This is a genomic window from Sulfitobacter sp. 15WGC, from assembly GCF_005068605.1.
GTDB classification, from domain to species: domain Bacteria; phylum Pseudomonadota; class Alphaproteobacteria; order Rhodobacterales; family Rhodobacteraceae; genus Sulfitobacter; species Sulfitobacter faviae.
In genome coordinates, this window is record NZ_SZNL01000165.1 from 1 (window position 1) to 254 (window position 254).

Here is a 254-nt window from a genome sequence, read left to right on the forward strand (position 1 = left end):
TCGCGGGCGAAAAGCGCATCTTTAACGAGGAAGTCACCCTGCGTGCCACGCTCGAAGGTGGTGCGCTGTCTTGGAACAGCGGCACCAACCGCGCGGTGGACCGGTTCATCCTTGGCCCATCCATCATCGCGGCTTTGAGCCCGGCGGCATCGGGCCGCGCGACCAGAGCAACGGGGTGGACGACGCGCTTGGCGGCAACCTATTTGCCGTGGCCCGTTTCGAGGCGGAGTTCCCACTGGGTCTGCCTGAGGAAT

At 65.0% G+C, this 254-nt stretch carries 1 pseudogene; it reads left to right on the top strand.

From position 1 onward, the window contains the following. Nucleotides 1–254: pseudogene (locus FCK22_RS18400) on the top strand (BamA/TamA family outer membrane protein); the annotation flags it as partial.